The 7949-nt window shown below is 36.2% G+C and carries 7 protein-coding genes; 3 read left to right on the top strand and 4 right to left on the bottom strand.

Annotated elements, in window-relative coordinates; genetic code table 11:
* Positions 1-202: 202 nt before the first annotated feature.
* Complete coding sequence (locus ACKI4K_RS10225) at positions 203-610, top strand: pyridoxamine 5'-phosphate oxidase family protein (protein WP_407424781.1); 408 nt, start codon at positions 203-205, stop codon at positions 608-610.
* Between the two features lie 29 nt (positions 611-639).
* On the opposite strand, the gene ACKI4K_RS10220 is transcribed toward ACKI4K_RS10225, so the two are convergent.
* On the bottom strand, positions 640-2022 hold the full coding sequence (locus tag ACKI4K_RS10220) for a glutamate synthase-related protein (protein WP_407424780.1): 1383 nt from the start codon (positions 2020-2022) through the stop codon (positions 640-642).
* Between the two features lie 9 nt (positions 2023-2031).
* Positions 2032-2751, bottom strand: coding sequence for a carboxymuconolactone decarboxylase family protein (locus tag ACKI4K_RS10215; RefSeq protein WP_407424779.1), 720 nt, complete (start codon positions 2749-2751; stop codon positions 2032-2034).
* A 226-nt stretch (positions 2752-2977) separates the two neighbouring features.
* Between ACKI4K_RS10215 and ACKI4K_RS10210 the strand changes: the two genes are divergently transcribed.
* The gene (locus tag ACKI4K_RS10210) at positions 2978-4864 is read left to right on the top strand and encodes a YhgE/Pip family protein (RefSeq protein ID WP_407424778.1); all 1887 of its coding nucleotides are present in this window, start codon (positions 2978-2980) and stop codon (positions 4862-4864) included.
* 174 nt (positions 4865-5038) lie between these two features.
* On the top strand, positions 5039-5875 hold the full coding sequence (locus ACKI4K_RS10205; protein WP_407424777.1) for a 4Fe-4S binding protein: 837 nt from the start codon (positions 5039-5041) through the stop codon (positions 5873-5875).
* A gap of 284 nt (positions 5876-6159) precedes the next feature.
* On the opposite strand, the gene ACKI4K_RS10200 is transcribed toward ACKI4K_RS10205, so the two are convergent.
* Positions 6160-6273: a symporter small accessory protein gene (locus tag ACKI4K_RS10200; RefSeq protein WP_366664548.1), complete on the bottom strand. Its 114-nt coding sequence runs from the start codon at positions 6271-6273 to the stop codon at positions 6160-6162.
* Positions 6273-7883, bottom strand: a complete 1611-nt coding sequence (locus ACKI4K_RS10195; protein ID WP_407424776.1) for a sodium:solute symporter — start codon at positions 7881-7883, stop codon at positions 6273-6275. The genes ACKI4K_RS10200 and ACKI4K_RS10195 overlap by 1 nt, the downstream gene beginning before the upstream one ends.
* Positions 7884-7949: the final 66 nt, after the last annotated feature.

The raw sequence follows: 7949 nt of genomic DNA, 5'->3' as shown, positions 1-7949 counted from the left end.
TTTAAAAGTATATGCCAAATGATACATATCGATAAATATACTATCGATTAGAATCCATTAAAATAAAAAAATAAGTAATTTTAATGTAATAATTATGAAAGTAAAAAATCTTACAATCAATAAACAAAAAGCGAAAATAATAAAGTTAATATGGAACTTTTATATATAGTCTTAACAATAATTTAAAAACAGAGGTGTTTGAATGTCAGATATCCAAAAAATAGATGAACTAATAACAAGAGCAGAAGTATTTTACCTTGCAACAGTCAATGGTGACAAACCGAAAGTAAGACCACTGGGTTTCCATTTGCTATTTGAAGACAAGATATACTTTGGAGTAGGAACACACAAAGAAGTTTACAAACAATTACAAGCCAATCCAAATGCGGAAATAGCTGCATGGGACGGAGAACACTTCTTAAGGTATTATGGTGTTGCGGACTTAACTAAAAATGAAGCAGTTGTTGAAAAGGCATTTGACCTCATGCCAGAAATTGCTGAAGCCTACAAGGCCAATGGCTGGGAAATGGGCGTATTCTTCCTTAACGATGCAACTGCCGAAATAAGAAACATGTTTGCAATAGAAGAATCATATGAATTCAAGTATTAATGTTAAAAACATTAATACCCCCACTTTTTTTAAACATGTTTTATATCAGTATAATCTGATATTTCAGAATTGATTGTGCATAAATCAGTTATATTCAAATCATGCACATCACCATGCCCCGTGATTCTTGCAAAGGTTTTTAACTCTTCAGTTGAAACTCTTAAGTAATTTTCAACCCTTTTTGCTGCAGTTTCAATTTTAAGTCTTTTTCTTAATTCCTTGTTCTGGGTTGCAACGCCAACCGGACAGTCCCCGGTATCACAAATCTTATACTGCTGACAAGCTGTTGCAATCATGGCCGCGGTCCCAATAGCTATTGCATTAGCACCCATAGCCAAGGCTTTAGCAAAGTCTGATGAAACACGCAATCCTCCAGTGATTGTCAAATCAATATCGCTTTTATGTTCATCCAAGTATTTGCGAGCTCTTGAAAGAGCATATACTGTTGGAACGGATGTTGAATCCCGAATTAATTTTGGACTGGCTCCGGTTGATCCGCCTCGCCCGTCGATTGTAATGAAATCTGGTCCAGCATATAAAATATGATTAAGGTCATCTTCGATTCTTCCTGCGGCAAACTTAAGGCCTATTGGCCTGCCCTGTGAACGTTTTCTTAAATCATCCACCAGATCTTTCAAATCCTCTTTTGAGTTGACTTCAGGAATTGTGGCCGGAGAGTGAATATCCTCGCCTAATGCTTTGCCCCTAATTTCGGCAATTTCATCTGTAACCTTTTCACCCTGCAATTGACCGCCAAGACCCGGTTTTGTTGATTGACCGATTTTAATTTCAATAGCATCGGCATTTCTTAAATTGTCTTCGGTTACTGAGTATTTGTTTGGCACATATTCAAAGATATATCTATAAGCGTTTTCCATCTCTTCAGTTAGTATTCCTCCTTCACCACTGCATTGAGCGGTTTTTACAGCTGCACTTCCTTTAGAAAGAGCAATTTTAGTTTCTCTTGAAAGCGCACCGAATGACATGTGAGTAATATAAATCGGAGATTCTATGACCAACGGCCTTTTGGCATTCTTACCGATGATTGTTTGAGTATTAACATCAACATCACCATCCAGAGGCTGTGGATTTAACTGATTTCCCAAAATTAGAATATCATCCCAGTTCGGCATCGGCAGTTCCGTATACATTGCCTCAACAATGGACTCTCCGGTAATCGCCATTTGGTGAATTGCATCCATTTGTCTTATATCCTTATCACTTTTAGCATAGTTCTTATCATAAGCAAGTTCAGTGTTGATTTCTATAGTTTCGCTTGATTTTGAGTTTTCCACTTCAACAAACTTTGAAATGTCCTGTTTGCAGATTGGACAGGCATCTAATTCAGTTAATAATATTCCAGTTGCCTCTTCATTATGAATATGACCGCAAATTGTGCATTTATAAATCATTTAATCACCTCATTTACAGATTTCATTAACAATTGCCAATGCATTGAGAGTCCTTGGAAAGCCTATATACGGCATTATTACCGTAAGGGCTGAAATTAATTTTTCTCTATCATTGCCCACCGCCAAATTACCTTGAGTATGCCCTCTTAGTTGATTTTCACATCCCCCCAAAGTTGCAATGAACGTGAACGTTATCAGCTCTCTTTGCTGGTCGTCCAGACCGTCACGTGTATAAAAATCCCCAAAGCAAAAACCTTCAAGGAATATGTTGAAGTGTTTCTGGTCGTTGGGAGTCTGATTTCTCATCATTTCCATATTTTCCTTGCCGAAATAGTTTTCCTGAATTTCACGGCCCCTTTCATATCGGTTGTCCTGACTGGTATTGGACCGATTATCCGATGGCCGGTCAATTCCCTTTTTGTCAAAAACTTTAATGACAACTCCAAAGAAATTGTGTGCTCTTCCAAAACCTACATATGGAACTGATTGGTAAAGCAATTCCTTAACTTCTTCCGGATTGATGTCCTTATCCAAAGCGGAAGTTAAAATCTTTTTAAAAGCCTTTGGTGATTGACAAGCTATTAAAGAAGCTAACATTACCAAAATAGATTCTTTTTCGCTTAAAGTGGAATATTCAAATACTTCATTGAATGCAAAGTTTTTAAAAATCTCATGAAATTCCGGGTCCTTTCTTTGAATTCTTTCAAAATTTTCAAATAAATCGTTCATGTGGATTAGTTTATATTTTTAATATAAAAATTTTGTTAAAAAAAAACTCTTAAAATTGACATGCTATTTTTTTGAGCAAATCAATACTACTGAATCAAAAAAAAATTGCTAAATATTAAATAAAATACTAAAAATAATTATATACCTTTTTATACTAAATAATTCAAAAACTAAACTTATAGTAAAACTATTTAAAAAAAATCAATTTAATTAGGTGGATTTAATTATGGCTAATTTAATAGAGCGAATAATACACAGTCGACATAACATATTGGAAATAATAACTACGGATTTCAAATCCTCATATACCAATCCAATAGTTATACTTCTTTTAATAGCGATTATCATCTTGCCTTCTTTATACGGATTGGTTAACATCTATGCATGTTGGGACCCTTATGAAAACACAGACCATGTCCAATTTGCAGTAGCTAATGAAGATAAAGGGGCAACATATGAAAACATGACCCTAAATGCCGGTAATGATTTAGTTAAAATGCTTAAGAACAATACTGATTTTGACTGGGTGTTTGTAACTTCAGATGAATTGCGGCAGGGAGTGCATGATGGAAAATATTATGCAGGAATAGTAGTTCCCGCCAATTTCAGTGAATCGATTGTATCGATAACAACAAAAGACCCTCATTCAGCTCATTTGGAGTATATCGTTAATGAAAAATATCCTGTAGCTGCCAAATTATCTGACGCGGCTGCCAAGGCAGTATATAATAATATCAATGCTGAAATAGTCACATTCATAAATGTGGCGGCATATGGTAAACTTGGTGAATTGCAGGCAGGATTGGCTTCCGGAGCATCTGAAATGTCCAGCGGTGCAGTTCTATTATCCAATGGTGCCGGCCAGGTTTCCAGTGGTGCTGGCGCAGTATCAGATGGGGCAAATCAATTATCCAATGGTGCCAATGACCTTGCCAACGGTGCTGATCGGGTCGCTAACGGTGCCAATGATTTATCCAACGGTGCAGGACAAGTTGCTACCGGTGCAGGACAAGTTGCTGATGGAACCCACCAAGCATCTACAAAAGTCAATCAGGTTACTGGCGAAATTTCAAATGTAAACCAATATGTTCAGAATCACAGCCATTCCGAATTCATAAAAGATGAAATGAATAAAGTCAATGATAAAGCTTCAAATATTTCTCAAAAGGTAAATACATTGGATAACGGAGCTCATCAAGTTGCTGACGGTGCAAATTCCGTGTCAAATGGAGCCACTTCTTTGGCAGATGGTGCTAATGCTGTTTCTGATGGTGCGAATAAACTCAACAGCGGTGCAAGCGAATTATCCCAAGGCACTTTAAGTTTAGCAGCAGGTGCTGAGTTGCTTGCAAATTCCGCCGCTTCAGCATTGTTTACTGCTTCTTCATCATTGGCAGGCGCTGCAAGTGGATTATCCGATGTAACCGGATTGAATGACTCCCAAGTCGGAGACTATTTCTATGCTCCGGTTAAACTGGACAGAAATGAGGAATTTCAAACCAGCAGTTACGGTTCCCAGGTTTCACCGTTTTATATAGTCTTATCCATGTGGGTTGGTGCATTGATTACATGCGTAATTGTAAGTACCGGATCAAGCATAGGCACCAAATTTGCACCTCACGAAATGTACTTCGGTAAAATGCTGCTGTTCAACATTCTGGCAATATTACAGACTACAGTAACGTTGCTCGGTGCATGGCATCTTGGAATTGATATTGCCAATCCTTTAATGTTCATTTTCTCATGTTATTTCGTTGCGATAATATTCATGACGCTGGTATATTCATTGATATCAGTATTCGGTGATGTGGGAAAAGGTGTGGCAATTATCCTATTGGTATTCCAGATATCCGGTACCGGCGGCATATATCCTGTTGAGATCATGAACAAAATCTTCGCGATATTATATCCATATTTACCGATGACCCATGCAATCAATCTTGTACGTGAATCACAACTCGGTTTAATCTGGTCAAATTACATACCATCATTTGTATTCCTATTGATATTGGGCGGGGTTGTAACTCTCCTAGCAATCATTTTAAAACAAAGATTTGATAAGCATACCAAATATTTCGAAGAAAAACTACATGAAGCTAACCTTTTTAAATAAAGGTTAGTGCATTTATTTTTTTATTTTTTAAAAAAATATATTTTTCATGACTCCAATCAATATTGGGAATATCAGATGGATTGGGTTGCCTTTTTGTCGTGGTGGCAACCTTGTTTTACAATTTACATCAATTTTATTATAGGTCATAAAAATATTTGCCTAAAGAAAATTCGCATGGAGGAGTTCAAACTGAACATTAAAACGCCAATAATAATGGAAGCCATATTTATTGTGATAGCTGTTGTAATATATATGGTCACTTCAAATACATTTTTCATATTCAATTTCCTTTATATCGGGTCAGCCATTTCCATCGGATTGTTTTTCATGGCAAGAAAGCACAGATATGCAAGAAATATTATATTGCTGGCTGTTGGAAGCTATCTATTTTTTTATATTGGAATTGCAGGTCATGAAAACTTATCCATGAGCGGATTTTGGTATTACCTGTTTTTAGGTGTTTTTGAAGCGGCAGTAGTTCACTTTTTAGTTGCAAAGATTATTGGACCTCTTTTGTTTGGCCGTGGATGGTGCGGATATGCATGCTGGACAGCGATGGTACTGGATTTGCTTCCATATAAGACTCCGCAAAACCCTAGGAAAAACTGGGGATATATAAGATATGTGATCTTTCTAGTGATATTGTGTGGTGTGACTTCACTGTTCATTTTAAAGCTTTCCAATTTGGATTTGATAATATACTATCTATTCATTGCCGGAAATTTAACTTATTATGTTGTCGGAATCATATTGGCATATAAGTTAAAGGATAACAGGGCATTCTGCAAATACGTTTGTCCGATAACTGTGTTTTTGAAAATATTCAGCTATTTCTCACTTTTAAGGGTAAAGGTTGATGAAGACTTGTGTGTTGATTGCGGTAAATGCATCAAATCATGTCCGATGGATGTTGACATTCTGGACAATTCAAGAAAAAGAGAAAACGCAACGGAATGCATATTATGCCTTAACTGCATTCACAGTTGCTCAAAGGATGCATTGAAATTATAAGTTCCAGAAAGACAACCCACTTCCATCAATTTAAACACCAAAAAAATAATCATTTTCTAAAAATATCTGAAAATTACACAAAATCGATATTGATAAAGATCCTATGAAAATTCAGCACAAAAAAAACATCAAAATAAAGTTTAATAGAATAAAAATAAAAAATATAGAGTTATTTGCACAATAACTCTTATATCTATCTGTTTTTACATAATAAACAATACCCATATTGTCCAATTTTAACAAAGAAAGTTATTTTTACCTTCTTTCCTGTTTAGACAGATAATTTAATCTCCCTTATTCCAGTTTACAATACCGTAAACAACACATAAAAGTGTGGATAAGATAATTCCCAGATATACTCCCCAGATCCATGGATCCTCAATTCCTAAAATCATCATTATGCATCACTTCCTTTTGTGTCAATAGCTTCAAATGCCTTATCAATCACATCCTGAGCTGGAGGTTTGGTAAGTAAACTTACTACAATTGTGAATATTGCAGAAACCGGCACCGCTATTAACATCACATCAATGAATGGCCATGGTGCTGCCGGCAATAATGTATCTACGCCAAATATGAAATGACAGATTCCAAGACCTACTGCAGTCTTTTTGAATACGAACATTAACCAGAACAAACTTACGAATGTTCCTGATACAATACCTGCAATAGCCCCAAGTCTTGTAATCCCTTTCCAGTAAAGCGCCCCTAGAAATACTGGCAGGAATGCCGCTGCACAGATTTCAAAGAATAAACTTGTTCCTAGTGCAACTACGCTTCCCGGAAGTGAATATGCCATCACCAATGCTAAGATAATAGCTATTAAAATACCAACTCTTGAAATGCTTACCTGGTCTAATTTCTGTTTGGATTTTTCTCTTATTGTTCCGTAAATATCTACACCGAATGCAGTTCCCTGGGTGTGCAATTGTGAGGATATTGTAGACATTGCCGCCGCAATTAAAGATAATAGGAAAATGTATACGAACCATTCAGGCAGTGCCATTGTAATGAATGTCGGAATAACCTTATCAATGTTTCCCCCAACTACATCCACGGCTATCTTTCCCAATTTGTCATAGAAATATACGTTTGAAAGGGATCCTACAATATATGCGGTGGTCGGCATGATTGCAATGAAAATGCCTCCAATCAAAACAGACCTGTTCAATTCCTTATCGGATTTGACTGTCATGAATCTTACAATTAATGACGGTTGTGCAAGTACCCCAATACCTACTCCGATAAGAGTTGAAGATACAAGTGACCACCAGAATGGAGTTCCCAGCTCTGGGAAGGCCGTCCAACCTGTTCCCCCAGTAGCAAGGGCGTCGGCAGGATACAGATTAACCATATTTGTTAAAGCAGTGTTTGCAGTATCGATTCCTCCAAGTAACCAATATACATATACGAGTAAGAAAATCATTGCAATGACCATAATTGTTCCCTGCAATGCATCGGTATACATTACACCACGTATACCTCCGAACAATACATAAAATGTAATGATTATGGATAATATAAGCAATGCAATACCAAAATCAATTAATAAAGATGATTCTAAAAATCTTGCAGCCCCAATCAGCACAACAGCCGCATAGAGTGGCATTGCACAAAAAATAATTAATCCTGAGCAGTAATGAATAAACTTACTATTAAAACGTTTACCTAAAAACTCCGGAAATGTTAAAGATCCTAAAGAGTGACCCATTCTACGGGTTCTTTTTCCTAGAAATACAAATGCAATGAATACACCAATGATAATGTTTAAAAAAGCCAACCATAAAACACTCATACCGTATTCACTTGCAACTCCTCCAAAACCAACAATAGCTGCTGTCGAAATAAAAGTGGCCCCATAACTCATAGCCATGATAAATGGATGCGTATCTTTACCAGCAATCATAAAGTCTTCAGAGGAATTAGTCTTTTTGTATGCATAATAACCTACAAAAACCAAAGCAAAAATGTAGACTATAAACACAATAGCTAAAATCATAACGTTCATAAATAATACCTCTAAACCAAAATAGTGTTACATTAATATAATATGAAAAAGAAATTATATAAACAT

This window comes from Methanobrevibacter sp. (genome assembly GCF_045644645.1).
Lineage (GTDB): Archaea > Methanobacteriota > Methanobacteria > Methanobacteriales > Methanobacteriaceae > Methanocatella.
The sequence above is the reverse complement of the archived record's forward strand: the minus strand, read 5'-3'. Positions and strand labels throughout refer to the sequence as shown.